Source organism: Microtetraspora sp. NBRC 16547 (assembly GCF_030268965.1).
In the GTDB taxonomy this organism is placed as follows: domain Bacteria; phylum Actinomycetota; class Actinomycetes; order Streptosporangiales; family Streptosporangiaceae; genus Microtetraspora.
The window spans coordinates 197,072-221,809 of the sequence record NZ_BSSE01000005.1; the positions used below are offsets into that span (position 1 = coordinate 197,072).

General features: G+C 70.0%; 26 protein-coding genes. 12 read left to right on the forward strand and 14 right to left on the reverse strand.

Annotation, left to right across the window (positions count from 1 at the left end; genetic code table 11):
• Window positions 1–4 precede the first annotated feature (4 nt).
• Together QSK17_RS10310 and QSK17_RS10315 are read left to right on the forward strand one after the other, a co-directional pair.
• Window positions 5–469 (forward strand): RrF2 family transcriptional regulator, encoded by a 465-nt coding sequence (locus QSK17_RS10310; protein WP_285704355.1) that lies wholly within the window; start codon window positions 5–7, stop codon window positions 467–469.
• 1 nt (window position 470) lies between these two features.
• Complete coding sequence (locus QSK17_RS10315) at window positions 471–1,256, forward strand: Fpg/Nei family DNA glycosylase (RefSeq protein WP_285704356.1); 786 nt, start codon at window positions 471–473, stop codon at window positions 1,254–1,256.
• On the opposite strand, the gene QSK17_RS10320 is transcribed toward QSK17_RS10315, so the two are convergent.
• From QSK17_RS10320 to QSK17_RS10350, 7 genes are all read right to left on the reverse strand, one after another.
• Window positions 1,253–1,618, reverse strand: coding sequence for a helix-turn-helix domain-containing protein (locus QSK17_RS10320; RefSeq protein WP_066947508.1), 366 nt, complete (start codon window positions 1,616–1,618; stop codon window positions 1,253–1,255). The two genes, QSK17_RS10315 and QSK17_RS10320, sit on opposite strands and share 4 nt — an antisense overlap.
• Window positions 1,619–1,871: 253 nt before the next feature.
• Entirely contained in the window at window positions 1,872–2,369 is a 498-nt protein-coding gene (locus QSK17_RS10325; protein WP_285704358.1) for a CinA family protein, read from the reverse strand.
• Entirely contained in the window at window positions 2,366–3,022 is a 657-nt protein-coding gene (pgsA, locus tag QSK17_RS10330) for a CDP-diacylglycerol--glycerol-3-phosphate 3-phosphatidyltransferase (protein ID WP_285704359.1), read from the reverse strand. The genes QSK17_RS10325 and pgsA overlap by 4 nt, the downstream gene beginning before the upstream one ends.
• The gene (gene rimO / locus QSK17_RS10335) at window positions 3,019–4,428 is read right to left on the reverse strand and encodes a 30S ribosomal protein S12 methylthiotransferase RimO (protein ID WP_285704360.1); all 1,410 of its coding nucleotides are present in this window, start codon (window positions 4,426–4,428) and stop codon (window positions 3,019–3,021) included. Before rimO ends, pgsA begins: the two co-directional genes overlap by 4 nt.
• A 29-nt stretch (window positions 4,429–4,457) precedes the next feature.
• Window positions 4,458–5,174: a helix-turn-helix domain-containing protein gene (locus QSK17_RS10340; RefSeq protein ID WP_285704361.1), complete on the reverse strand. Its 717-nt coding sequence runs from the start codon at window positions 5,172–5,174 to the stop codon at window positions 4,458–4,460.
• A 129-nt stretch (window positions 5,175–5,303) separates the two neighbouring features.
• The gene (locus tag QSK17_RS10345) at window positions 5,304–7,850 is read right to left on the reverse strand and encodes an FtsK/SpoIIIE family DNA translocase (protein ID WP_285704362.1); all 2,547 of its coding nucleotides are present in this window, start codon (window positions 7,848–7,850) and stop codon (window positions 5,304–5,306) included.
• Window positions 7,851–7,916: 66 nt separating this feature from the next.
• Window positions 7,917–8,678, reverse strand: a complete 762-nt coding sequence (locus QSK17_RS10350; RefSeq protein ID WP_285704363.1) for an NAD-dependent epimerase/dehydratase family protein — start codon at window positions 8,676–8,678, stop codon at window positions 7,917–7,919.
• Window positions 8,679–8,843: 165 nt separating this feature from the next.
• Between QSK17_RS10350 and QSK17_RS10355 the strand changes: the two genes are divergently transcribed.
• Entirely contained in the window at window positions 8,844–10,367 is a 1,524-nt protein-coding gene (locus QSK17_RS10355; RefSeq protein ID WP_285704364.1) for an aldehyde dehydrogenase (NADP(+)), read from the forward strand.
• A 20-nt stretch (window positions 10,368–10,387) separates the two neighbouring features.
• On the opposite strand, the gene QSK17_RS10360 is transcribed toward QSK17_RS10355, so the two are convergent.
• From QSK17_RS10360 to QSK17_RS10375, 4 genes are all read right to left on the reverse strand, one after another.
• Entirely contained in the window at window positions 10,388–10,897 is a 510-nt protein-coding gene (locus QSK17_RS10360) for a DUF402 domain-containing protein (protein ID WP_285704365.1), read from the reverse strand.
• A 110-nt stretch (window positions 10,898–11,007) separates the two neighbouring features.
• Window positions 11,008–12,693, reverse strand: a complete 1,686-nt coding sequence (locus QSK17_RS10365) for a ribonuclease J (protein ID WP_285704366.1) — start codon at window positions 12,691–12,693, stop codon at window positions 11,008–11,010.
• A 136-nt stretch (window positions 12,694–12,829) separates the two neighbouring features.
• On the reverse strand, window positions 12,830–13,747 hold the full coding sequence (gene dapA / locus QSK17_RS10370) for a 4-hydroxy-tetrahydrodipicolinate synthase (protein WP_285704367.1): 918 nt from the start codon (window positions 13,745–13,747) through the stop codon (window positions 12,830–12,832).
• A gap of 225 nt (window positions 13,748–13,972) precedes the next feature.
• On the reverse strand, window positions 13,973–14,227 hold the full coding sequence (locus tag QSK17_RS10375) for a hypothetical protein (RefSeq protein ID WP_285704368.1): 255 nt from the start codon (window positions 14,225–14,227) through the stop codon (window positions 13,973–13,975).
• Between the two features lie 190 nt (window positions 14,228–14,417).
• On the opposite strand from QSK17_RS10375, the gene QSK17_RS10380 reads away from it, so the two are divergent.
• The 5 genes from QSK17_RS10380 (at window position 14,418) to QSK17_RS10400 (ending at window position 17,775) form a co-directional block, all read left to right on the forward strand.
• Window positions 14,418–15,155 (forward strand): GntR family transcriptional regulator, encoded by a 738-nt coding sequence (locus QSK17_RS10380; protein WP_285704370.1) that lies wholly within the window; start codon window positions 14,418–14,420, stop codon window positions 15,153–15,155.
• Between the two features lie 52 nt (window positions 15,156–15,207).
• The gene (locus QSK17_RS10385; RefSeq protein ID WP_285704371.1) at window positions 15,208–15,882 is read left to right on the forward strand and encodes a JAB domain-containing protein; all 675 of its coding nucleotides are present in this window, start codon (window positions 15,208–15,210) and stop codon (window positions 15,880–15,882) included.
• Between the two features lie 111 nt (window positions 15,883–15,993).
• The gene (locus tag QSK17_RS10390) at window positions 15,994–16,473 is read left to right on the forward strand and encodes a GntR family transcriptional regulator (RefSeq protein WP_285704372.1); all 480 of its coding nucleotides are present in this window, start codon (window positions 15,994–15,996) and stop codon (window positions 16,471–16,473) included.
• 68 nt (window positions 16,474–16,541) lie between these two features.
• Entirely contained in the window at window positions 16,542–17,036 is a 495-nt protein-coding gene (locus QSK17_RS10395) for a GntR family transcriptional regulator (RefSeq protein ID WP_285704373.1), read from the forward strand.
• Window positions 17,037–17,181: 145 nt separating this feature from the next.
• The gene (locus QSK17_RS10400) at window positions 17,182–17,775 is read left to right on the forward strand and encodes a DUF4142 domain-containing protein (protein ID WP_285704374.1); all 594 of its coding nucleotides are present in this window, start codon (window positions 17,182–17,184) and stop codon (window positions 17,773–17,775) included.
• Window positions 17,776–18,013: 238 nt separating this feature from the next.
• Here the strand turns inward: QSK17_RS10400 and QSK17_RS10405 are convergent, their stop codons facing one another.
• The gene (locus tag QSK17_RS10405; protein WP_285704375.1) at window positions 18,014–18,937 is read right to left on the reverse strand and encodes a DMT family transporter; all 924 of its coding nucleotides are present in this window, start codon (window positions 18,935–18,937) and stop codon (window positions 18,014–18,016) included.
• A gap of 88 nt (window positions 18,938–19,025) precedes the next feature.
• Between QSK17_RS10405 and QSK17_RS10410 the strand changes: the two genes are divergently transcribed.
• The 4 genes from QSK17_RS10410 to QSK17_RS10425 all read left to right on the forward strand — a co-directional run bounded on the left by QSK17_RS10410 (window position 19,026) and on the right by QSK17_RS10425 (window position 22,917).
• Window positions 19,026–20,423, forward strand: coding sequence for an aminotransferase-like domain-containing protein (locus QSK17_RS10410; protein WP_285704523.1), 1,398 nt, complete (start codon window positions 19,026–19,028; stop codon window positions 20,421–20,423).
• Window positions 20,424–20,612: 189 nt separating this feature from the next.
• The gene (locus QSK17_RS10415) at window positions 20,613–21,233 is read left to right on the forward strand and encodes a CGNR zinc finger domain-containing protein (RefSeq protein WP_285704377.1); all 621 of its coding nucleotides are present in this window, start codon (window positions 20,613–20,615) and stop codon (window positions 21,231–21,233) included.
• A 38-nt stretch (window positions 21,234–21,271) separates the two neighbouring features.
• A complete protein-coding gene (locus tag QSK17_RS10420; RefSeq protein ID WP_285704378.1) occupies window positions 21,272–21,874 on the forward strand; it encodes a GNAT family N-acetyltransferase in 603 nt (200 codons plus the stop codon).
• Between the two features lie 173 nt (window positions 21,875–22,047).
• Window positions 22,048–22,917 (forward strand): 1,4-dihydroxy-2-naphthoate polyprenyltransferase, encoded by an 870-nt coding sequence (locus tag QSK17_RS10425; protein ID WP_285704379.1) that lies wholly within the window; start codon window positions 22,048–22,050, stop codon window positions 22,915–22,917.
• Here the strand turns inward: QSK17_RS10425 and QSK17_RS10430 are convergent.
• Window positions 22,872–23,864: a phosphotransferase family protein gene (locus tag QSK17_RS10430; RefSeq protein WP_285704380.1), complete on the reverse strand. Its 993-nt coding sequence runs from the start codon at window positions 23,862–23,864 to the stop codon at window positions 22,872–22,874. The genes QSK17_RS10425 and QSK17_RS10430 overlap by 46 nt on opposite strands.
• 90 nt (window positions 23,865–23,954) lie before the next feature.
• Complete coding sequence (dapB, locus tag QSK17_RS10435) at window positions 23,955–24,692, reverse strand: 4-hydroxy-tetrahydrodipicolinate reductase (protein WP_285704382.1); 738 nt, start codon at window positions 24,690–24,692, stop codon at window positions 23,955–23,957.
• Window positions 24,693–24,738: the final 46 nt, after the last annotated feature.

Sequence of the window (24,738 nt, forward strand, 5' to 3'; positions counted from 1 at the left end):
CTACATGCGACTTTCTGCCCGTGTTGACTACGCTCTCCGTGCCGCCGCCGAGCTCGCCGCCGCGGGTGAGGGACCAACAACCGTGGGCGAGCTCGCCAAGGGTCAGGACATGCCTCCCAAATACCTGGAGAACATTTTGCTCCAGATGCGCCGCGCCGGACTGGTTCGCGGTCAGCGCGGCCCGGAAGGCGGCTACGTCCTGGCCCGGCCGGCCGACAAGATCTCCCTGGCCGACGTGATAAGGGCGGTGGACGGCCCGCTGGCCAACGTGCGCGGCGAGCGCCCGGAGCACGTGGGCTACACGGGAGCGGCCGAAGCGCTGCAGCAGGTGTGGATCGCGTTGCGCGCCAGCGAGCGGGCCATCTTGGAAGAGGTCACGCTGGAGCAGATCGCCAAGGGTGAGCTGCCCGCGCGGGTCACCGACCTCACGGCCGACCCGTCCGCCTGGAACTCGCACACGCCGGTCTGACATGCCCGAGGGCGACGCGGTCTACCGGGCGGCGAAGCGGCTGCGCCGGGCGCTCGACGGCCGGGTGCTCACCCGATCGGACTTCCGGGTGCCCCGGCACGCCACCGCCGACCTGCGTGGCCGTGCCGTCCTCGGGACCGTCTCCCGTGGAAAGCACCTGCTCACCCGGGTGGAGGGCGGCCTCACGATCCACACTCACCTGCGGATGGACGGCGCCTGGCGGGTCGTTCCCGCGGACCGGCCCGCGCCGCGCGGCGACGTCGTACGACTCATCCTCGCCAACGCGGAGTGGCAGGCCGTCGGGACGAAGCTGGGCGTGGTCGATCTGCTGCGCGGCGACCGGGAGGACCGGGTCGTCGGCCATCTCGGGCCCGACCTGCTCGGCCCCGACTGGGACGCGGCCGCGGCCGTACGGAATCTGCGCGGGGTGTCGGAGACCACCATCGGAGAGGCGCTACTCGATCAGCGGAACCTGGCGGGGATCGGCACGATCTGGCGGGCCGAGACGCTTTTTCTCGCGCGTCTGTCGCCGTGGCGGATGGTCGGATCCATGTCGGCGGATGAACTCGAGAACCTGGTCACACTCGCCCACCGGCTCATGGAGGCGAGCAAGGACGCTCCGGCACCGGTCACCACGGGTGACGCTCGGCCCGGACGGGCGTTCTATGTGTACGGCAGGGCACGCCGCTCCTGCCGGCGTTGCGGGAACCCGGTCAGCGTTGGGGAACTCGGGCCGCAGCCCTACGAACGATTGATCTTCTGGTGCCGCTCCTGTCAGGGAGATTAGGCGGCGACCATGTCCTTGACCTCGGGGAAACCGTCGAACTCGGGGCCGGGAAGGCCACCGGGAACGGTCTCCGGAATCGGCAGCCGCTCGTGCTCGGGCATGTCGGCCAGGACCGGGGCATGCTGGAGCTCGGCAAGCGCGAACTGGTCGGAAACCTCACGAAGCACCTGCGAGAGCGGAACACCGAGGGCGCCGCAGATCGAGGCGAGCAGCTCCGAGGACGCCTCCTTCTGACCGCGCTCCACCTCGGACAGGTAACCGAGTGAGACACGCGCCAGGGTGGAGACCTCACGCAGGGTGCGGTTCTGCCGCACCCGCAGCCGCCGCAGCACATCACCGAGCAGCTGACGCAGCAGGACCATCTGTCGCTCCCTCCCGAGCGCAGGCGTCTTCACGGCGCTCCGCGCGGTCGGTTCATATCGCCCGTTCTTCGAACGCCCTTCGTACATAGTCCTCGCCGTCATCATTGGTTCGTTCGGCCCTTTCCCCGGCCGCTTTCCGGACTTGCTCCTCGCCGATGGCTCACGGACCTCACTCACAGCTCCACCGTACCCGTATCGAGCGACACCGCGGCAGACCGTCGTGAGCATGTTCGCTGGTGACGTAACGCGGTAATCACCCCGATTGTTCCCCCAAATTTGCTTCTAGCACACCTCTCAGCAGCTCCAAGGCCTCCTGGGCCGTGGCCTCGCGAATCCGCTCCCTGGACCCGTTCAACATCATGTTCCGGTGCCAGACGCGGCCCTCCGGACCGCAGACCGCGGCATACACGGTGCCGACCGCCTTGCCGTCCTGCATGTCAGGGCCGGCCACGCCCGTGACGGCCAGGCCGTAGTCGGACTCCGTGAGATCACGGACTCCCTTGGCCATGGCGGCCGCGACATCCGGGTGCACGGCGCCTTCCCGCTCCAGCAGGTCGGCCGGCACCCCGAGCAGCTTGATCTTCAGTTCGGTCGCGTAGGCGATCACGCCGCCGCGGAATGCGGCCGAGGCGCCCATCGGATCGGTCAGCGCGGCCCCGATCAGACCACCCGTCAGCGACTCGGCCACCGCGGCGGTGGCCCCCTGCCGGACCAGCAGCGACAGGATCTGTCCTGCGGCGAAGCCCCTCACTCGGCGCGCGACCTCCTCGCCACCTGGCGCAGCCGGACCGCCCGGACCACGTAGTCGACACCCGTGCCGACGGTGACGGCCAGCGCCAGTCCCATCAGCAGCCACCGGACCAGGTCCGGTGCCTGCGGCAGGATGTAGAACGCGATCGCCGCGATCTGCAGGACGGTCTTCACCTTCCCGCCGTAGCTGGCCGGAATCACGCCGTGCCGGATGACTATGAACCGGAGCAGGGTCACCCCCGCCTCCCTGGCGATGATCACGTTGGTGATCCACCAGGAGATCTCACCGAGGAGCGACAGGCTCACCAGTGCGGCACCGATCAGAGCCTTGTCGGCGATCGGATCCGCGATCTTACCGAAGTCGGTGATCAGGCCGTATCTGCGGGCCAGCCACCCGTCGAGCTGGTCGGTCAGCGAGGCGATCAGGAAGACCGCGAGGGCGGCGTACCGCCAGCCCTCCCCGTCCATGAAGAGGAACGCCGTGAAGACCGGAACGATCATCAGCCGCGCGATGGTCAGAGCGTTCGCGATGTTCCATGTGCTGACCAGGCGGACGGGAGCCTCGGCCGGCTCGGCGATCCGGGTCGCCTGCGGCTCCGGGACGATCTCCGGCGGGCTCGCCGCGCTCACCGGCGGCTCGCTGCGCTCGGTCATGGACCGGCCTTGATCCGGGCGATCAGGTCAACCCCCTCCGAGTCGACGGCGACGGCGGGGACGATCTGCCCGGGCACCAGGCCGATGCCCTGGACGGTGACCGAACCGTCCACCTCCGGCCCCTGGTGGGCCGCGCGCCCCTCGTAGCCGCCGTCTCCCAGATCCTCCTCGATGAGGACCTCGAGGTCGGTGCCGATGCGCTCCTCCGCCCGCTGGGCGACGAGCTCCTCGGCCAGCTCGGACAGCGCGGCGACCCGCTCGTCCACGATCTCCTGGTCGAGCTTGCCGTCGAAGGAGGCCGCCTCCGTGCCTTCCTCGTCGGAATAGCCGAAGACGCCGATGACGTCGAGCCTGGCCTCCTCCAGGAAGGCGACCAGCTCGTCGAAGTGCTCCTGGGTCTCGCCCGGGAAGCCCACGATGAAGTTCGAGCGCACGCCCGCCTCGGGAGCGCGCTCGCGGATCTGCTCCAGCAGGTCGAGGAACCGCCGGGGGTCGCCGAACCGCCGCATCCGCCGCAGCACCGGCCCGCTGGCGTGCTGGAACGACAGGTCGAAGTACGGCGCCACGCCCTCGGTCGAGGCGATCACGTCCAGCAGGCCGGGCCGCAGCTCGGCCGGCTGGAGGTAGCTGACCCTGACCCGCTCGATGCCGTCGGTCGCGGCCAGCCGGGGCAGCAGTGCCTCCAGCGCCCTCAGGTCACCCAGGTCCTTGCCGTAGGACGTGGAGTTCTCGCTGACCAGGACGAGCTCCTTGACGCCCTGCTCGGCCAGCCAGCGGGCCTCCGCGAGCAGGTCCTCGGGGCTCCTGGAGACGTACGCGCCGCGGAAGGCCGGGATGGCGCAGAAGCTGCACCGCCGGTCGCAGCCGGAGGCGAGCTTCAGCGAGGCCACCGGTCCGCCGCTGAGCCGCTTGCGCAGCATGCGCGGCCCGCTGGCCGGGGCCAACCCCTCGGGCAGATCGCCGCCGTGGCCGGGGATCTGGGCTCGTGCCGCCTGACGCTCGACCGGGCTGATCGGCAGCAGCAGGCGGCGGTCGCGCGGCGTGTGCGGCTTCAGCGCACGGCCGGCCACGACGTCGTCAAGCCGCTCCCCGATCGAGGCGTAATCGTCGAAGGAGATCACCGCGGCGGCCTCGGGGAGCGCTTCGGCGAGCTGGTCGCCGTAGCGCTCCGCCATGCATCCGGCCGCCACGACCTTGGCGCCGGAGTCCGCCGCCGCGAGCAGCGTGTCGATCGAATCCTTCTTCGCCGAATCGATGAAGCCACAGGTGTTGACGACGATGACGTCGGGGGCGTCATCGCCCATCTGCCAGCCTGCGGCTTCAAGGCGTGCGGCCAGCTCTTCGGAGTCCACCTCGTTGCGCGCGCAACCCAGGGTGACCAGCGATACGGTTCGGCGAGAAGACATGATGAAACTACGGTATCGGGAGTCGACCCCTAACGGGGACCCGGGACTCCCGGCCCGTAGGTGCGCCGCAGCATCTCTCCCTTCTTGCCCGGCGTGCCGAGGTCCTTGCCGTTGACCTCGAGACGGACTGCCCCCGCGTCACCGAAGACGACTTTGACCTGGTCACGGGCCTTCCAGGTGGAGGTCTTACCCTTCGCGACGGTGCCCTGGAAGAGCTGGTGGCCCGCCCCGTCCTTGACGTCGAGCCAGGACGACCTCTTCGCGATGACCGTGAGCACGACCATGTCGCTCGCCGCCTTCGCCGCGTCGTGCTCGGCCGCGGGGGCCTTCCTGCTGTGCGCCGCCGTCTCCTGGACGGCATCGCCGGAACCGCCGAGCAGCCGGACGATCCCGAAGATCACGGCGACTGCCAGCGCGAGCGCGAGCGCCACGGTCCAGTTGGGCGTCCTGCGCCCGCGTATGCCGAGTGATCGTCCGGCCTTGAACACGCTCGCCGCGCGTACCGGTATGACGGACCCGCCGCGGAGATCGTCGTACTGCCTGACCATCTCGTCGGGGTCCAGCCCGACCGCTCTGGAGATCGCGCGGAGGTGCCCGCGCACGTAGAACTCGCCTCCGCAGAGCGAGAAGTCGTCCCGCTCCATGCCCTCGATTATGGTCTCGCGTATGCGCGTGCGCTGGCTGAGCTGACTGACCGTCATGCCCATCCGCTCTCGCGCCTCCGCCAGAGCTTCGCCAATGCTCATAGCTTCCGCCCCCCGAAACGGCTACGCCCGGAACCATACCCCGTCATCGACGTTGCGTAGTTGGTCCCATTCAACCAGTAGTCGATCCATGGCGGCACAACGGGGGCACCCCGCACGGTAATTTCCCGGCTACTCTCCGCGCAGGTCGGCGAGCAGTCCCGGCAGGTCATCCGGCTTGACCAGGACCTCGCGGGCCTTGGACCCCTCGCTCGGGCCGACGACATTTCGACTCTCCAGCAGGTCCATCAACCGGCCCGCCTTCGCGAAGCCCACCCGAAGCTTGCGCTGGAGCATCGACGTCGAGCCGAACTGGGTCGAGACGATCAGCTCGGCCGCCTGGATCAGCACGTCGAGGTCGTCGCCGATCTCCTCGTCGACCTCGCGCTTGGCCGCCGCGGGCGCCGACACGTCCTCGCGGTACTCGGCCTGCATCTGCGCCCGGCAGTGCGCGACGACCTCGGCGATCTCCTTCTCCGAGACGAACGCGTTCTGCAGCCGCATCGGCTTGCTCTTGCCCATCGGCAGGAACAGCGCGTCGCCCTGGCCGACCAGCTTCTCCGCGCCCGGCTGGTCCAGGATGACCCGGGAGTCCGCCAGCGAGGAGGTCGCGAACGCCAGCCGGGAGGGCACGTTCGCTTTGATCAGACCGGTGACCACGTCCACCGACGGCCGCTGCGTGGCGATCACCAGGTGGATGCCGGCCGCGCGGGCCAGCTGGGTGATCCGGACGATCGAGTCCTCCACGTCCCTGGGGGCGACCATCATCAGGTCGGCGAGCTCGTCCACGATCACCAGCAGGTACGGGTACGGCTGGTAGACGCGCTCGCTGCCCGGCGGCGGCACGAGCTTGCCCGCCCGCACCGCCTTGTTGAAGTCGTCCACATGCCGGAAGCCGCTGGCCGCGAGGTCGTCGTAGCGGCGGTCCATCTCGCCGACGACCCATTCGAGGGCCTCGGCGGCCTTCTTCGGGTTCGTGATGATCGGCGTGATGAGGTGGGGGATGCCCTCGTACGCGGACAGCTCGACCCGCTTGGGGTCGACCAGCACCATCCGCACCTCGTCCGGCGTGGACCGCATCATGATCGACGTGATCAGCCCGTTGATGCAGGTGGACTTGCCCGCGCCGGTCGCGCCCGCGATGAGGATGTGCGGCATCTTGGCCAGGTTGGCCACGATCGTGTTGCCCTCGACGTCCTTGCCCAGCCCCACGATCATCGGGTGGTGGTCGGCCTGGGCCACCTGAGACCTCAGCACGTCGCCGAGTGAGACGAGGTCCTTGTCGGTGTTGGGGATCTCCACCCCGATCGCCGACTTGCCGGGGATCGGGGAAAGGATCCGGACATCCGCCGACTTGACGGCGTAGGCGATGTTCTTGGTCAGCGCGGTGACCTTCTCCACCTTGACCGCCGGCCCCAGCTCGATCTCGTAGCGGGTCACGGTCGGCCCCCGGGTGAAACCGATCACCTGCGCGTCGATGTTGAACTGCTCCAGCACGCTGGTCAGCGCGTTCACCACGATCGTGTTGGCCTTCGTCTGCGGCTTGGGGGCCGATCCCACGCGCAGCATCTGCGTGTCCGGCAGGGTGTACGGCCCGGCCTGCGGTGAGAGGACGAGCTGCTCGACCTTGCGCGGCGCCGGGGTGGGCTGCGGCGGCGGGGTCGGCGCCTTGCCCGGAGCGACGGCGGGCTCCGCCTCGTCGTCGACCAGTCCGGGAACGATCTCCGGCGCGTGGTCGGCGCGCCGGCCCCCGTCCTCGGAGAGCACGGGGGTGTCGTACGGCTTGATGTTGTCGCCGACCTCGGCCTCCCCCTCGGGGGCGCCCGCCTTCTTCCGCGGGCGCTTCGGCCGTGACTGCGGCTTGGTCGTGCCACTCGCCGCGGACTCCTCCGGCCGCTGGAAGAGCATGTGCCGGATCTCGGTGAGGCGCTCGGGGACGCGGTGGACCGGGGTGGCGGTGATGACCAGGACGCCGAAGCCGGACAGCATCAGGAGCAGCGGGATCGTGATGAACGCGGGCAGGATGCTCGACGGCGGGGCGGAGACGAGGAAGCCCAGCATGCCACCGGCCTCGGAGATCTTGTCCATGCCGTCGTTCGCACCCCCGGAGGGGTACGGCGTGCCGTGCGCCACGTGGACGATCCCGAGGATGCCGGCGAGGAGCGCCGCCCATCCGATGCCCATCCGGCCGGTCTCCGCGTTCTGGTCGGGGTGGCGCAGGAACCGCCAGGCGAGCAGCCCGAGCAGGAACGGGACCGCCCAGGTCAGCGTGCCGACGGTGCCGCGTACGACCGCGTCGACCACCTCGGCGACACCGGTCTTGGTTTGCCGCCAGGTCATCGCGGCGACCACGATCGCGCCCGCGAGCGCCGAGAGGCCGAGACCGTCGCGGCGGTGCGCCGGGTCGAGGTCGCGGGCGCCCTGCCCGAGAGCGCGTGCGGCACTGCCCATGCCGTGCGCGACCAGCGACCAGAGGCCGATCACCAGCCTGCCGATCATCAGGAAGACCCAGCTGACGGGATCCTGACCGGTCGCGACCGGGCGCTTCTGGGCGGGGCGGGAACCGGACCCGGATCGGCCGCGGGACCCCGCCGGAGTCCGCTTGGCGGGAGCCGGGCGGGACCCGGTTCGCGGCGTGGGACGTTTCCCTGAACCCTTGCCGGACGTACGGGTGGCCATGATGCCGAAGGTACTCGCGAGACTCACCGATTTCCCGGAGGCACGCCGAAAGGAGCTCCAGGCCGGTCAGCTCTCCACGGTGCGGCCTCCGAGCCAGGCGTGGTCGGGGTCGGCGGGGTCGAGCTCGGGCAGCCCGGCGGCGTAGACCTCGGCGTCGTCCCGCGGGTGGTACCCGAGGGCACGGCCCGGCTCCAGGTCGAGCCACCCCCGCGTATTGGCCGAGACGCCCCACACCAGGGCGTAGATCAGGCCGGGGGTCGTGAGGCAGGCGTGCGCCAGCCGCACCATGTCCCCCGGACTCAGCCAGGTGGACAGCGCCCGGGCGTCGGGCGGGCGCGGTTCGAAGGAGCCGATGCGCAGGCACGCCACGCGCATGCCGTATCTGTCGGCGTAATAGCGGCCCAGCGCCTCCCCATACGCCTTGGAGACGCCGTACAGCGAGTCGGGACGGGCGGGGGTGTCGGCGGGCGCGGACTCCTGGCGGGGTGTGAACCCGGCGGCGTGGTTGCTGCTGGCGAAGACGACCCGTTCCACGCCCGCCACGCGCGCCGCCTCGAAGACCCGGTAGGTCCCTTCGATGTTGGCGCCGAGCACGCTCTCGAAGGACGCGGTCGTCGACGGGTCGCCGGCCAGGTGTACGACGGCGCCGACGCCCTCCATCGCGCGGGCGAGCGCCCCCGGGTCCGTGATGTCGCCGGTGACCTGGTCGATGTCGGCGTCCTCGACCGGGACCCGGTCCATGAGGCGCAGCCGGTGGCCGAGCTCCGGCAGTCCCCGGCGCAGGCAGGTGCCGATGCGGCCGGCGGCGCCGGTGATGAGCGTCACCATGAGGCGACAGTACCGGCGGCGCAGTCGTGATCAAAGCCGTGCGATAGGCCATGGCCCCGGTGCCGCCGGTCACCCGCCTGGGGCAGGATGGTCCCAGCCGACTCCGGGCGGCCACTCCGCCCTGGGCCGGATCACGCGAGATCGTGCGATTGGAGAGCACCACCGATGACCGTCTGGAGCGTCGACGCCCGCACCGGCGACCGCCGCGGCGAGTACGCCGAGTCATCCGCCGAGCAGGTCGATCAGGCATGCCGTACCGCCCAGGCGACCCTGCGAGCGCTGGACGCGGCAGGCCCGCGCGGCCGGGCCGAGCTGCTGGACGCGATCGCCGCCGAGTTGGAGGCGGCCGGCGACGCGCTGGTCGCCGCCGCCGATGCCGAGACCGCGCTCGGCGGGCCCCGGCTGACCGGTGAGGTGGCCCGCTCCGCCGGGCAGTTCCGGCTGTTCGCGCGGGTGCTGCGCGAGGGGTCGTTCCTCGACGTGCGGATCGATCACGCCGACGGCTCGACGACGCCGCCGACGCCCGACCTGCGCCGGATGAACGTGCCGTTCGGCGTGGTGGCCGTCTTCGCGGCGAGCAACTTCCCTCTGGCGTTCAGCGTGTGCGGCGGCGACACCGCGAGCGCGCTCGCCGCGGGGTGCCCGGTCGTGGTCAAGGCGCATCCGCTGCACCCGGAGACCTCCGAGATCGCCTTGGCCGCGCTGCGCGCGGGAGCGCGGAAGGCGGGCCTGCCCGAGGAGGTCGTCCACCTCGTCCACGGCCAGGAAGCCGGGATCACGCTGGTCAACCACCCGCTCGTGAAGGCCGTCGGCTTCACCGGGTCGGTCCCCGGCGGCCGTTACCTGCACGACGTGGCGAAGGCGCGGCCCGAGCCGATCCCCTTCTACGGCGAGCTCGGCAGCCTCAACCCGCTGGTGATCACGCCCGGCGCGGCCGAGGCGCGGGCGGCTGCCATCGCCTCCGGCCTCGCGGCTTCCGCGACCCTGGGCTCCGGCCAGTTCTGCACCAAGCCGGGCCTCGTCCTCGCTCCCGCCACCGAGGCGGGCCGCGCGCTGGTCGAGGCGCTGGCCGGGCACTTCACCGAGACCGGCCCGCAGGTGCTGCTCGGCGACGGCATCCGCGGCGGCTTCCTCTCCGGGGCGGACGCCCGTTCCTCGCTCCCCGGCGTGACCGTCGCCGCGACCGGCAAGCCCGGAGACGACCGGCAGGTGACCGCGCGGCTGCTGACCGCCCCCGCCACGCTGCTCGCCGACGACAAGGCCGCCGAACTGCTCCTCGAGGAGTGCTTCGGCCCGCTGACCGTCGTGCTGACGTACGAGGACGAGGACGAGCTGGTGGCGACGCTGTCGGCCACGCCCGGCAACCTGACCGCCACCCTGCACAGCGAGCCCGGCGAGGAGGAGCTGGCGGCGCGGCTGGTGTCCGTCCTGCGTGACCGCGCCGGCCGGCTGGTCTTCAACGGCTACCCCACGGGCGTGGCCGTGGCGTGGGCCCAGCAGCACGGCGGGCCGTACCCCTCGGCGACGGAGCCGGCCACCACCTCGGTCGGCACGGCCGCGATCTTCCGCTTCCTCCGGCCGGTCGCCTACCAGGACACCCCTCCGGCCCTGCTTCCCGAGGCGCTGCGCGACGACAACCCGCTGGGGGTGCCCCGCCACGTTGACGGCGTCCTGGACGTGCCGCGCTGACGGTTACGCGTCAGGGGTGGTCAGCTGATCAGGGAGAGCCAGCGGTGGTGGGCCCCTCCGAAGGGCCCGTCCCCGCGGTTCACCGCGTCCATCAGCCAGGCGGCCGACCGCTCCGCCTGGCTGATGATCTCCACGGGGTAGCCGTACAGCACCTGGTGCTCGGCGAACTCGTCCTCATCGTCGAGATGCAGGCGGCCGTCGCGGAGCCGCAGCACGTCGAGATCGAGATCGACCATGGTGACCTCGCCGTCGTGCCACTCCGGCACGGTGGTGACATCGCAGTAGATCGCCGTCTTGTGGTCATCGGGGTTGAACGTCGCCGTCCACCACGCGTCGCGCGGAAAGAGGATCACGAACGGCCGCTCCCACACGACCGGCGGCTCCTCACCCCTGCTGCCGCTGGTCCCCGCCGGACACCCCACCCAGACGCCGAACTCGTCATCACCGAGCAGCCGCGCCTGATGGTTCCAGTGGAGCGACCCTCCGTACTTGCGGTAGACGACCCTGACCGGATCCGCCTCAGCGGCCACGCCGGCCCCTTCCTCCGAAGGACGATGATCGGACCGAACGTACGCGGTCCCGTGTCCGGGGCACAAGACGCGAAGAGCACCGGGGAACGTGGTCCCCGGTGCTCATTCGGCTATACCTCGACCACCACGGGGATGATCATCGGGCGGCGGCGGTAGGTGTCGCTCACCCACCGGCCGACCGTACGGCGGACCGCGCGGCGGATCTGCTGCACGTCCGCCACCCCGTCGGCCGCCGCCTCCTGGAGGGCGATCTCGATCTGCGGGATCACCCCGTCGAAGGCCTCCGGGTCGATGCCCGACCCGCGCGCGGTGATCTCCGGACCGCCGGTCAGCTTGCCGGTGGTCGAGTCGACCACCACGACGACGGAGATGAAGCCCTCGTCGCCCAGGATGCGCCGGTCCTTGAGCGCGATGTCCGTGATGTCGCCGACCGAGGTGCCGTCGACGAACACGTAACCGCAGGAGACCGCACCGGTGATCTGCGCCTGCCCGTCGACGAGGTCGACCACCACGCCGTCGTCGGCGATGACGATGTTCTCGTCGGGAACGCCGGTCAGCCGCGCGAGCTTGGCGTGCGCCCGGAGGTGCCGCCACTCGCCGTGCACCGGCATGAAGTTCGACGGCTTGGTGAGGTTCAGCACGTACAGCAGCTCACCGGCCGCCGCGTGGCCGGACACGTGAACGCGGGCGTTGCCCTTGTGCACGACCCGGGCACCCCACCGGCTGAGGCCGTTGATGACCTTGTTGACCGCCGTCTCGTTGCCGGGGACCAGGGAGGACGCCAGCAGGATGGTGTCGCCGGCGGCGATCCGGATGGGGTGGTCGCGGTTGGCCATCCGGGACAGCGCGGCCATCGGCTCGCCCTGGGACCCGGTGCAGATGAGCACCACGTCCTCCGGCGGCCGCTCCTCGATCTCCCGGGAGTCGACCAGCAGCCCGGCGGGCACCCGCAGGTAGCCGAGCTCGCGGGCCACGCCCATGTTGCGGACCATGGACCGGCCGATCAGCGCCACCTTGCGCCCGTGCTTCTCCGCCGCGTCCATGACCTGCTGTACGCGGTGGATGTGCGAGGCGAAGCTCGCCACGATGATGCGCTTCTCGGCGCTGCGGAAGACGTCGTCGATGACCGGGGCGATGTCCCGCTCGCTGGTGACGAACCCGGGCACCTCGGAGTTGGTCGAGTCCGACATCAGCAGGTCGACGCCCTCGGCGCCGAGCCGGGCGAAGCCTCCGAGGTCGGTCAGCCGTCCGTCCATCGGCAGCTGATCCATCTTGAAGTCGCCGGTGTGCAGCACGATGCCGGCCGGCGTCCTGATCGCGACCGCCAGCGCGTCCGGGATCGAGTGGTTGACCGCGAAGAACTCGCACTCGAACGGCCCGAACCGCCGCCGTTCTCCCTCGACGACCTCGACCTTGACCGGCTGCATCCGGTGCTCGGTGAGCTTGCTCTCGATCAGGCCCAGGGTCAGCCGGGACCCGACCAACGGCAGGTCCCGCCGCTCGCGCAGGAGGTACGGCACCGCGCCGATGTGGTCCTCGTGGGCATGCGTCAGGACGACCGCCTCGATGTCGTCCAGGCGGTCCCTGATGTAGTCGAAGTCAGGCAGGATGAGATCGACGCCCGGCTGCTCGGGATCGGGGAAGAGCACCCCGCAGTCGACCACGAGCAGGCGGCCGTCGAACTCGAAGACCGCCATATTGCGGCCGATCTCCCCCAGCCCGCCGAGCGCGACGATGCGCAGGCCGCCGGTGGGCAGCGGCGGCGGGGCTCCTAGCCCGGGATGCGGATGGCTCATGCGAACTCCTCGATCCGCACGCCGCGGTTCCCGATCACTCCCCCGCTCACCGGACCTCCCCGCCTGTCGGCTGGGGCCCCCGGGAATCGCGACAGTTATGTCTGGTGATGCGCTCGCTCATTCGTCTCCATTGTTACTAGCTATCTGCAAGCTTCAGGCCGCCCGCGACGAGGTCGACGCGCAGCATCGCGATCTGCTCCTCCGTCGCGTCGACGAGCGGCAACCGCACGTGACCGGCGTCCTGGCCGATCAGCCTCAGCGCGGCCTTCGACGCGATCGCCCCCTGGGTCCGCGTCATGACACCCGCGACCACGGGGAGCAGCCGGCGGTGCAACTCCAGGGCGCCGGCGACGTTTCCGGACCGGTAGCGCTCGATCATCGAGGCGAGGTCCGCGCCGACCACGTGACCCACCACGCTGACGAACCCGGCGGCGCCCTGGGACAGCCACGCCAGGTTCACCAGGTCGTCACCCGAGTAGAACGCCAGGTCGGTGGCGGCCATGACCTGCGAGCCCGCGAACAGGTCGCCCTTGGCGTCCTTGACCGCGACGATCCGCGAATGCTGGGCCAGCCGTACGAGCGTCACAGTTTGGATGGGCACCCCGGTCCGGCCGGGAATGTCATAAAGCATCACCGGAAGGCCGGTAGCGTCAGCCACAGCGGTGAAATGACGATAAAGACCCTCTTGTGGTGGTTTATTGTAATAGGGAGTTACCACCAACAGACCATGCGCCCCGGCGCGCTCCGCGGCCCGGGCCAGCTCCACGCTGTGGTGGGTGTCATTGCTGCCCGCTCCGGCCACGACCGTGGCCCGGTCGCCCACCGCCTCGATCACCGCGCGGAGAATGCGATCCTTCTCGGCGTCGGTGGTGGTGGGGGACTCTCCTGTGGTGCCGCTCACGACCAGTCCATCGTTGCGCTGCTCGTCGACCAGATAGGTGGCGAGACGCTGGACGCCCTCATAGTCGACCGCTCCGTCCTTGGTGAACGGGGTGACCATGGCGGTCAGCATGCGACCGAAGGGGGCGTCAGAGGTTCCAGTTGGCGATGCCATAGACCGAACGCTACCCGGATCCACCGAATCGGTAGACGTCGCCACCCCGTTACACGGACTGCACCGGCACGACCTGGTCGCGACGGAGTGGGTAGAGGCCGCTGATATGTGCTCGGGGGTACACAGATCAGCGGCCTCTACCAATGAATCGCCGCACCTTACGAGCGCGTTACACGCGGCCGACGAGAATTTTCCGAACCGTCGGGCGGCCGGCGTTCGCCCAGCTCATCGGGCCTCCCCGAGAAGCAGCCTGAGCCACAGGTTCTCCATCCTCACCGTCACGAGCCGCTCGCTCTCGTGAACCCGCGACCCGTCGGGGCCGCGTACGGTCCGGCGGATGAACAGCAGGCCGCCCGAGTGGCACAACTCGTAGAGCGTCGCCTTGCATTCGCAGGTATGCCTCCGCACGCGGACCCGGTCGCTCCGCTGGGCCGGCACGAGCCAGCGGATCTTCTCGTGCTGCTTCTGCAGCGGGGCCACGTGAACACTGTGATATGGCCCGGGAATCGGACTTTCCGGAACCGCCGTGGGGGGCGAATCCATCGCCGGCGCACCTCTCACCATCTGATCCATAAAGTTGGAATCACAGACACGGGCCATTACTCTGGGTTGTCCATCGGATACGCCAAGATTGGGCGACCGCATCAAAGCCCACCCCCAGGGATGGATGATGGCCAATTCCGATCCGGTCTACCTGCGCGTAGTCGAGGACATCCGACGTCAGATCGTCGATGGCACTCTGCCGCCGGGTGCACCGATCCCCTCACGTCACCAGATCACGCGGAAGTACGGCGTCGGCGAGACGGCGGCCCGGCACGCCCTGCGCGTGCTCGCGCACGAAGGGCTCATCGTCGGACGCGTCGGCTCCGGCCATCGCGTCCGCGAGAAACCGACGCTGCTTCCGCTGTACCGAAGTCGCCTGCCCGACACCCTCGCGACACTGCCGTCGGACGTGCAGGGCGGCGGCTACCGTCCCACATGGAGCTGGCGCAGCGAGCTCTCGGAGGCGCCTCCGGAGATCGCCCAGCGCCTGAGGCTCGGCCACGGCAGCCAGGTGACCAAGGTCTTCCACGTGGTCCGCGGCGACGGCCGGCCGATACAACTCGCCACGTCGTACGAGCTGCTGGAGTTCAGCCAGGGGCACACCCCCGACGAGGGCACCACCGAGCGCAGGAGCGTCCTGGAGCGGATGGCGGTCTCTGGAACGAAGATCACCGATATCAGCGAGAGCGTGCACATCCGGGTGCCCCAGCCGACCGAGAGCGATCTGCTCGAGCTTCCGGCGGGCGTCCAGGTGATGCACATCGAGCGCACCCACTGGACGGGCGACCGGCCCGTGGAGACCAGCGACATCGTGATCCCGGGCGACAGGTTCCGCCTGGTCTACGGAATCCCGGTCCAGCTCTGACTGTCGGTGGCCGCTGGTAGAACCGATCCGGATTCCCCATCCGGAGGTGGCGATGCGCGTCAAGGATCTGCCGGTGTCCGACCAGCCCAGAGAGCGCCTGCTGGCCTCAGGTGCGACCGCGCTCGCCGATCGGGAGCTGCTCGCACTGCTGCTCGGCTCGGGCAGCAGGGGCACCAACGCCGTCGAGCTGGCCTCGCGACTCATCGCGCACTGCGGCGACCTGGGAGAGCTGAGCCGGGCCGAGCCCCATCGCCTGCTGGCCGTTCCCGGCGTGGGCCCCGCCAAGGCGGCCCGCGTCGCCGCCGCCTTCCAGCTCGTACGCCGCGCGCAGGCGGAGCCCGAGCGGACCCGCATCACCTGCTCGGGTGACCTGGCCGCCGCCGCGGCGCCGCTCCTGCGCGGCCAGGCGAAGGAACGCCTGGTCGTGCTGGTCTGCGACGCCAGGGGCAACGTCCTGCGGCGGACCCTGGCCAGCGAAGGGGGCAGCGACCACACCCCCGCGCCCGTTCGCGACATCATCACCACCGTCCTCATCTGCGGCGGGACCGCCTTCGGCCTCGCCCACAACCACCCCAGCGGCTCACTGGAGCCCAGCCGTGCCGACCTCGAGGTCACCGCCCGCGTCCACGAGGCGGCCGAGACCGTCGGCCTGCGCTTCCTCGACCACGTGATCGTCACCGACACACGCTGGCGCCGGATCCCGCTCTCCCCTCCGGAAAACGCCTGACCACACGATGGACCTTAATCGACTCGACCGCATTGGTCTAGTGCACGTATATATTGGTTAAGCAGGTGTCTGTTTTGTGGGTAGACGTACCTTTTCGTCTATCATGCGGATGTGCTTGATCGCGAGGGACCCATACCCGTCTACAAGCAGATCGCCGAAATCATCCGAGACCGGATCGACCACGGCGATCTGACGCCGGGCGACGCCGTTCCGAGCGAGGCGGAGTTGGAGGCCGAGTACGGCATCGCCCGGATGACGGCACGACGTGTGGCACGCGAGCTCCGCGAACAGGGCCTCGTCTACACCGTCCAAGGGGAGGGCACCTTCGTCGGGCAGCCCGGGACGCCCCGGTCTCCTGAACGAACGCCCATCTACCAGCAGATCGCCGCGGACATCAGCACCCGCATCCGCAAAGGCGAGTTGCACATCAACAAGCCCATCCCCAGCGAGAAGGTGATCATGCGCCAGTACGGCGTGGCCAAGGCCACCGTCCGGCAGGCCATGGCCCTGCTGCGCACGCAGGGATGGGCCTTCACCGTCGCCTACCGCGGAACGTACGTCTCACCTCAGAAGGAATGGCCGGAGAGCTAGACGTACACAACCCGTCTACGGTGGTCGACTTGCCCATTCATGACGTACCCATCGTCTATCTTGGCTAAATGCTCGATCGCGATGGCGACACACATGTGTACCTTCAAATCGCCGACATCGTTCGGCGTCAGATCGTCGACGGAGCACTCCTGCCCGGTCAGCCCATCCCGAGCGAGTCGATGATCCAAAGGGAGTTCGGCGTCGCCAGGACCACGGCACGGCGTGCGATCGGGCTGCTGCGGAAAGAGGGCCTGGTCCATGCCGTGCGCGGCGAGGGAACGTTCGTAGGCCCCCCGGGCGCGGCCCCTCGGGAGTCCCGGAAGACTCCACTGTTCCGCCAGATAGCGGATGACATCATCGAGGGCGTTCGGCGGGGCGACCTCCAGCCTCGGCGCCCCATCCCCAGCGAGACGACGCTGGTGCAGCAATACGACGTGGCGAGAGAGACGGTGCGCAGGGCCATCGCACTGCTGCGCGAAGCCGGCTGGATCTACACCGTCCCGGAACGCGGCAGCTTCGTCTCTCCCCGGGACAGATGGCCCGATCCGGACTCGTCGCGGTGACTTGTAGCGATGCTTTGACCCGATACGCCACCTTCGGGTGATCTGGGACGTTTCCCCACGGGTTGGAGGGTAGTCACCATGTGCGGTCGGCCTGTCCTGGCCGTGCCGAGATCGTCCCGACAAGAGATCCAGGGGGGATCTCATGGTGAGACGAATTGTCCTTCTGCTGGCCATCATGATGAGCGCCCTGGTGGCGGGAACCACCGGCGCCGTCGCCCAGCCCAGACCCAGTCCCACTCGCAGCCCCACTCACAGTCCCAGCGTCAGCGCCAGCGAGCAGGACCGGACGTTCCTGATCGAGGCCCATCAGGGCAACCTGGCGGAGATCCGGGCGGGGAGGCTCGCGCAGGAGAAGGCGACCACAAAGTCACTGCGCGAACTGGGCACGAAGATGGTCAAGGATCACACGAAGCTCGACACGAAGGTACGGAAGGTGGCCAGGGAGGCCGGCGTTCAGCTGCCCAGGGAACCGACGAAGCAGGACCAGGCCGAGATCAAGCAGTTGAGCGGGCTGAGCGGCACCGCCTTCAACCGCGCGTGGGTGCAGGCGGAGCTGCCCGGCCACCGCAAGACTCTGGCGGCCATCAACAAGCAGCTCTCGAACGGCTCCTCGGAGCAGGTCAAGAAGGTGGCTCAGGAGGCGAAGCCCGTCGTCCAGGAGCACCTGACGCTTCTCGAGAAGGCGGCGGCGAGCGCGTCTCCGCACGTCAAGACGCCGACTCCGCACCCCTCTCACTGAGCGGCCCGCTGGGCGCCGCGAGCGCCTCGCTGAACGCTTCATCTTCACCGAACGGCGGAACGGCACGGCCGTCTCCGGCGGTCCCGCCTCCGAGGTCGTTCACCGAGAGGAGACTCGGGCCGGACGACCTCGGACGCGCGTGAAGGCGCCCAGGGCTCAGAACACCGGGATGACGTCCTCGACCCAGCCGATGCTGTTGTGCGCGGCCCGCTCCAGATCGGTGGACGGCGTCCTTGCTTCAAGCCCTGTCCGGCCGCCTCGCACCGCCGGCGCGGCTGACCTGGGTGACCGCCACGCACACCAGCACGGCGAGAGCCGCCGCCACCGTGGCCCAGCCGAACCGCTCATCCAGGAAGAGCCAGGCCCAGAGCAGCGTCAGCAGCGGCTGCGCGAGCTGGACCTGTCCCGCACGGGCGATCCCGCCCATGGCCAGCCCCGCATACCAGGGGACGAAGCCGAGGAACATCGACACCAGGCCCACGTAGGCCAGCCCGGCCAGCGAGACGCCGCTCGGCTGCGCGTCGCCGGTGACCGCCAGCGCGACCGTCACCGGCACGGTGACGGGGGCGGCCACGACCAGGGAGTACGAGATGACGCGCCAACCCGGGGTCTCCCTGGCCAGCAGGCCGCCCTCGGTGTAGCCCGCGGCCGCGCCGACCAGCGCGAGCACCAGGAGCACGTCCGCCCCGGCGAAACGGCCGGTTCCCCGGCTGAGGACGAAGACCGTGATCGACAACGCCCCGGCCGCGCAGGCGACCCAGAACAGCGGTCTCGGCCGTTCCCCGGCTCGGAGGACGGCGCCGACGGCCGTCGCGGCGGGAAGCAGGCCGGTGACGACCGCGGAATGGGCCGTGCTCGCCCCGCTGTGCAGTGCCAGAGCGCTGAACAACGGGAAGGCGAAGACCACACCCCCCGAGATCACGGCGTACGACCGCAGATGCTCCCTGGGCGGCAGCAACGGCGCGCCTGCGGCGGCGAGGCAGATGACGGCGGCCAGGGTGGCGAGATTGGCGCGCGCGAAGCTGAGGAAGTACGGATCGAACCCCCGCATCGCGAAGACGGTGCCGGGAAACGAGCCAGAGAACGACAGGACGCCCAGCGCGGCGAGCATCGTTCCCAGCCAGGTTCGCCGCTTGATCCGCGGGTCGCCGAGGAGCCGCACGGCCGGTCCCCCGATGACCCCACGGTCCGCCGCTACTGACGCCCGATTGATAGCGCTATCGTTATCTCTCATGAATGACGATAGCAGTATCGCTCGCTTGACGGCGATCCTCCGTGAGGAGGCGGATCGCTCGCGGCCGGGCGACCGGCTGCCGTCGAGCCGGGAGCTGATGCGGCGGCACGGCGTCAGCCCCGTGACCGTGTCCCGCGCCATCGCACAGCTGACCGCCGAGGGGCGGATCGTGACCAGGCCGGGCAGCGGGGCTTTCGTGGCCCAGGCGCGCGGGCACGCCGCCGAGGCGCCAGATCTGTCCTGGCAGACGGTGGCCCTCGGCGACCGGGTGGTGGACGACTCCGCGGTCTCCGGGCTCCTCGCCCGCCCCGCCGACGGGGTGATCCCGCTGACCGGCGGATATCTTCACCCCGACCTGCGCCCCCTGACGGCCCTGTCGGCCGCCGCCGCGCGAGCCGTACGCCGTCCGGAGTCGTGGTCGCTGCCTCCGTTGAACGGTGACGCCGGCCTGCGGCGGTGGTTCGCCGGCGAGGCCGGCGGGACCGCGACGCCGGACGACGTGCTCGTGGTCAGCGGCGGCCAGGCGGGGCTCACTCACGCCTTCCGCGCGCTGGCCGCCCCGGGCGATCCCGTCCTGGTGGAGACGCCCACCTATCCGGGGGCGCTGGCGGCGGCCAAGGCCGCCGGGCTGCGCGCGACCGCGGTGCCGATCGACCAGGACGGCGTACGGCCCGACCTGCTGGCGGAGGCGTTCGCCGTCACAGGGGCACGCGTCTTCCTCTGCCAGCCCACCCTGCACAATCCCACCGGAGCGACGCTCACCCTCGAACGCAGGGAACAGGTGCTCGCGGTCGCGCGGGCCGCGGGGGCGTTCGTGATCGAGGACGACTACGCCCGCTATCTCGGGGCCGGCCCCATCCCGCCCTCGCTGGGGTCGATGGACACGCACGGCACGGTCGTCCACATCATCTCGCTGAGCAAGATCTCGGCACCGAGCATGCGGGTGGCGGGCGTCATCGCCCGCGGTCCGGCGGCGCAGCGCCTACGCGCGAGCCAGGTGGTCGAGTCCTTCTTCGTCGCCCGGCCGCTCCAGGAGGCCGCGCTGGAGTTCGTCACCTCGACGAGTTGGCGACGGCACCGCGCCACCGTGCGCCAGGAGATCGTCGCCCGCCAGGAGGCGCTTCTCACCGGCCTGGCCCGGCACGTGCCGGAGGCGGAGGTCCACCTCCGGCCGCTCGGCGGGCTGCACGTCTGGCTGCGGCTCCCCCAAGGAATGGATGAGGCGGCGGTCGTCGAGGCCGCGCAGCGCAGGGGCGTGCTGGTCAGCCCGGGCCGGATCTACTACCCGTCGGAGCCCCCCGGACCGCGTCTCCGGGTCACCCACATATCGGCGAGCAGCCTGGCCGAGCTCGAAGAGGGGGTGCGCCGCCTCGGCGCCGCGTTCCGGGACCAGGTGGTGACGCCACCCGAATAGCCGCGGCCCATGCGTGCCGGGTAAGCCGAACATGCCGAGAACCAGCACATGCGCGGAATACGCCGCATACCGCGAAAACAACGCATGCCGGGAAACCATCGGTCATGTGCCGGGAAAGGCGCCGGTCATACGCCCGGCATCGCGCAACCTCCATGTCCCATACAGTGGTCGCAGGAGGGGATCACGCAGATGACAGGTCCCGCGGAACTGCTTCGCGACTTCGTGAACACCTACGATGTCGAGTCGGACATCGACGATCTCGCCTCACCGGCCGAGCTGACCGTGTGGCTGCGCGAACGCGATCTGATCCATGAGGGGGATCGCGCGGTGGACGGCGATCTCGCCCTCGCCATCCGGCTGCGTGAGGGCCTTCGGGACGCGCTGCGCCACAATCACGACGGAACGCCGTACGACGACGGGAAGGCTCTCGACGCGGCCCTGGCGGTGCTCCCGCTGCGTGTGACACTGTCCGGAGGGGCGCCCGCGCTGGTGCCCACGGTGTCCACCGTGGCTGGAACCGTGACTGAAACCGTGCCCGGAGCGGCGACTGGAACGGTGACTGGGACGTCCGCCGGGCCCGGGGTGCCCGGCGGGCTCGCCCGGATCGCCGCCGCGATCCCGGCCGCCCACGCCGACGGGATGTGGCCCCGACTGAAGGTGTGTGCGGAGAGCACGTGTCAGTGGGCCTTCATAGACTCGTCCAAGAACCGCTCGCGGTCCTGGTGTTCCATGCGGGTGTGTGGAAACCGCACAAAAACCCGGGCATATCGGGCACGACGCCAGACGGACGGTTCGTCCCGTGTCTCCTGACCAGTACGGTGATACATGCACAGAGAGGAGCCGGCCGCATGGGTGTTAGATCTGCCCGTCTGGAAGACGTCGACGCGGTAACGAGCACCCAGATCAGGGCGTGGAAGTGCGGATATCGCGACTTCCTCCCTCCCGGCCCGCTGGAGCAGATGACCGGGCCGGCGGCGGAGAAGATGTGGCGCCGACAGTGGGACGAGGCGATCCTCTCGCCGCCCACACCGCGCCACCGCGTTCTCGTCGCGGTCGAGCGCGTGGTTCCGGACACGGACGCGTTCGCGGCCCTCGGCCCCGGCGGCATCCTCGCCAGCGCGGCGTCACGGGCGTCCGACCGGGTCGTGGGGCTCGCCTCGCACGGCCCCGCCGAGGACCCCGACCTGCGCCCCTCCACGACCGCCGAGCTGCTGACGCTGCTCGTCGACCCGAACCACATCCGCCGCGGCCACGGCAGCCGCCTCCTCAACGCCACGGTCGACCACCTGCGCGAGGACGGCTACAGCACCGTCGTCACCTGGGTGTTCGCCGACAACCATCCGATGCTCGGCTTCCTGGAGTCGGCGGGCTGGGGCGAGGACGAGGCGGAGCGCGTGCTCGACATGGGCCGTCCCATCCGGATGATCCGTCTCAGCACCGACATCAGCTGACCTGCCTCAAGGCATGATCAGGATCCCCCGCCGGTCCTCCCGCCCTCACGGGCGGACCGCCTTCCGCGCCGCGTGCCCCGCCCGGGGCCGCCGCGCGACCGCGGGGGCGCTCGCGGGCGGCTCGTGACCGCGCGCGGGTTCCCAATCTCACGAGATCTCACAAAGGTATAAACGTGGCCACACCAGCTCAATGGGTCGCGGGAGCGCGTCCCCGAACTCTTCCCGCCGCCGTCGTCCCGGTCGCCGTCGGCACCGGCGTAGCGGTCGCTGAGGGCGGAGCCGTCTGGTGGCGGGCCCTCCTCGCTCTGTTCGTGGCGCTCGCGCTGCAGATCGGCGTCAACTATGCGAACGACTACAGCGACGGTGTCCGGGGCACCGACAAGGACCGGGTCGGCCCCATGCGCCTCGTCGGATCCGGCGCGGCCACGCCCAAGGAGGTGCTCGCGGCGGCGCTGGGCTGCTTCCTCGCCGCCGCAATCGCCGGTCTGGTGCTCGTGGTGGCCACCCGCGCCTGGTGGCTGCTGCTGGTCGGCCTCCTCTCGATCCTGGCCGCGTGGTTCTACACCGGCGGCTCCCGGCCATACGGCTACCGCGCGATGGGCGAGATCTCGGTGTTCGTGTTCTTCGGTCTCGTCGCGGTCGCCGGAACGACGTACGTCCAGCTGGAGCGGCTGCCCTGGCTGGCTCTCGCCGCCGCGGTCCCGGTGGGACTGCTCGCCTGCGCGCTCCTCGTCATCAACAACCTGCGCGACATCGTGACGGACGGCCCCTCGGGCAAGCGGACGCTCGCCGTCGTCCTCGGCGACGGCCGCACCCGGCTGCTCTACGCGGCCGCGCTGATCGTGCCCTTCGTCATCGCGCTCGCCGTCGTACCGGACCGGCCCTTCGCCGCGATCGCCGTGCTCGCGCTCCCGCTCGCCATCACGCCGGTGCGGACCGTCCGGTCGGGGGCGAGCGGCCCGGCGCTGATCGCGACGCTCCAGCAGACCGGGCGCCTTCAGCTCGCGTTCGGCGCCCTGTTCACCCTCGGCCTCGCCCTCTGACCCCCGCTCGGGCTCTCCTGAACCCCGAACCAGCGGTCGGCCAGCTCGTCGAAGGTAGTGGCGCCCGAAGCAGGCACCTCCCGGAAATACCACGGCAGGTGCGAATACACGTGCAGCAGGGCGTAGGCCATCACCTTGCGGGGTAGCGCCGCCCGTCGCTCCTCGGGGTAGCCATAGCCGTCCAGGAAAGTACGCATCAGCGACCGGTCGCCGCGTGTGAGGAAGATCCCAACGGCGACCAGGTCGTACTCGCGAGCACCACGCATCGCGGGCTCGAAGTCGAACAACCCGGACAGCCTCCAGGCACCCGCTTCCTCCTGAACCAACACGTGGACGTTCATGAACTCGGTGTGCAACAGAACGGGCTCACCCGGTTCGAGGTCGACCGAGTCCAGGAATGCCGGGATCTGGTCCAGCCATGTCTGGTCCAAACCGCGGCGCCGGTTCTGCGCGGCCGTGGCCGCGGCACGCTCGGCGCGGAAGGCAGCCCAGTCAGGCGGACCGAGCACATCCGGCGGGGTGATGGCGTGCAACTCCGCAAGAACCTTCCCGAGCTGTCTGGCTAGGCGCTCCCGCTCATGCCGCGGAATCTTCGGCCAGGCCCGCTTGAGGTCCTCACCGTGCAGCCTGTCCATCAGGATGTAGCCCCAGCCGTGGAACTCACCGGCCTCCTTGGCCCCAGGCGTGGGGATCGACAGGTGGCCCTCCAGCGCACTCAGCACGTCCCGCTCGATGGGCAGCTCATCCAGGTAGAGCGGCGGGTAGAGCTTGATGACCAGATCGTCGCCGACCGCGTAGACCGGTAGGGAGCCCTCGTCGAAGGCCACGACTTCGCCCGTCAGCCCGAGGTGTTGACATAGCGCCAGCACCCCTGCCCGCAGTTCCGCTTCATCGATCGCGTCGTATTGCTCTTCGGTATCAGCCAGAGGAAGCACATCAGTGACCATATTGACAAGGTCAACCGAATTTCCTGGAACGCGTGGACCGCCTCCGACGATCACGTGTTTCCAGGATAGGCCACCGCCTGTGGATGGCTTTTATAGGTCGAGGAGGTTCTCCAGGCCGACCGTCAGCCCGGGAAGCTCCCGCACCCTCCGCACGCCGAGAAGCACACCAGGCGTGAAGGAGGACCGGTTCATGGTGTCGTGCCGGATGGTGAGGATCTCCCCGTCGCCGCCGAGCAGCACTTCCTGGTGAGCGATCAGACCGGCCAGCCGGACGGCGTGGACGTGCACGCCGTCCACGTCGGAACCGCGCGCGCCGGCCAGTTCGGAGGTCGTCGCGTCGGGCGAGGGGCCGACCCCGGCCTTCCTGCGGGCCTCCGCCACGAGCTCTGCCGTACGGCGGGCCGTGCCCGAGGGCGCGTCGGCCTTGTTGGGGTGGTGCAGCTCGACGATCTCTACCGATTCGAAGTACTTCGCCGCCTGCTGCGCGAAGTGCATCATGAGCACCGCCGCGATGCCGAAGTTGGGGGCGATCAGGGCGTTGGTCCCCGGGTTCGCCGCGAGCAGGGCGCGTACCGCGTCCAGCCGCTCGGGGGTCCAGCCCGTGGTCCCGACCACCGGGTGGATGCCGTGTGTGATGCACCACTCGACGTTGTCCATGACCACATCGGGGTGCGTGAAATCGACGACCACCTCGGCGCCGGTCAGCGCCTCCAGCGGGTCGTCCCTGTCGACGGCCGCCACCAGCTCCAGGTCATCGGCCGCGTGCACGGCCTTGCAGACTTCCACACCCACGCGGCCACGCGCGCCGAGAACACCCACCCTAATCACGGGCCAAGGCTATACCCGGCGTCGTGGCCGATCTTCACGCGCTCTT

Excerpts from the sequence above, each read along its gene's own strand:
- dapA (WP_285704367.1), bottom strand. The coding sequence starts at position 13,747 with ATGGCATCGCCAACTGGAACCTCTGACGCCCCCTTCGGTCGCATGCTG.
- QSK17_RS10395 (WP_285704373.1), top strand. The coding sequence starts at position 16,542 with ATGCTCGATCGCGATGGCGACACACATGTGTACCTTCAAATCGCCGAC.
- QSK17_RS10430 (WP_285704380.1), bottom strand. The coding sequence starts at position 23,864 with ATGGTCACTGATGTGCTTCCTCTGGCTGATACCGAAGAGCAATACGAC.
- rimO (WP_285704360.1), bottom strand. The coding sequence starts at position 4,428 with ATGTCTTCTCGCCGAACCGTATCGCTGGTCACCCTGGGTTGCGCGCGC.
- QSK17_RS10345 (WP_285704362.1), bottom strand. The coding sequence starts at position 7,850 with ATGGCCACCCGTACGTCCGGCAAGGGTTCAGGGAAACGTCCCACGCCG.
- QSK17_RS10415 (WP_285704377.1), top strand. The coding sequence starts at position 20,613 with ATGACAGGTCCCGCGGAACTGCTTCGCGACTTCGTGAACACCTACGAT.
- QSK17_RS10355 (WP_285704364.1), top strand. The coding sequence starts at position 8,844 with ATGACCGTCTGGAGCGTCGACGCCCGCACCGGCGACCGCCGCGGCGAG.
- QSK17_RS10340 (WP_285704361.1), bottom strand. The coding sequence starts at position 5,174 with ATGAGCATTGGCGAAGCTCTGGCGGAGGCGCGAGAGCGGATGGGCATG.
- QSK17_RS10350 (WP_285704363.1), bottom strand. The coding sequence starts at position 8,678 with ATGGTGACGCTCATCACCGGCGCCGCCGGCCGCATCGGCACCTGCCTG.
- QSK17_RS10320 (WP_066947508.1), bottom strand. The coding sequence starts at position 1,618 with ATGGTCCTGCTGCGTCAGCTGCTCGGTGATGTGCTGCGGCGGCTGCGG.
- QSK17_RS10365 (WP_285704366.1), bottom strand. The coding sequence starts at position 12,693 with ATGAGCCATCCGCATCCCGGGCTAGGAGCCCCGCCGCCGCTGCCCACC.
- QSK17_RS10420 (WP_285704378.1), top strand. The coding sequence starts at position 21,272 with ATGGGTGTTAGATCTGCCCGTCTGGAAGACGTCGACGCGGTAACGAGC.
- pgsA (WP_285704359.1), bottom strand. The coding sequence starts at position 3,022 with ATGACCGAGCGCAGCGAGCCGCCGGTGAGCGCGGCGAGCCCGCCGGAG.
- QSK17_RS10310 (WP_285704355.1), top strand. The coding sequence starts at position 5 with ATGCGACTTTCTGCCCGTGTTGACTACGCTCTCCGTGCCGCCGCCGAG.
- QSK17_RS10380 (WP_285704370.1), top strand. The coding sequence starts at position 14,418 with ATGGCCAATTCCGATCCGGTCTACCTGCGCGTAGTCGAGGACATCCGA.
- QSK17_RS10315 (WP_285704356.1), top strand. The coding sequence starts at position 471 with ATGCCCGAGGGCGACGCGGTCTACCGGGCGGCGAAGCGGCTGCGCCGG.
- QSK17_RS10385 (WP_285704371.1), top strand. The coding sequence starts at position 15,208 with ATGCGCGTCAAGGATCTGCCGGTGTCCGACCAGCCCAGAGAGCGCCTG.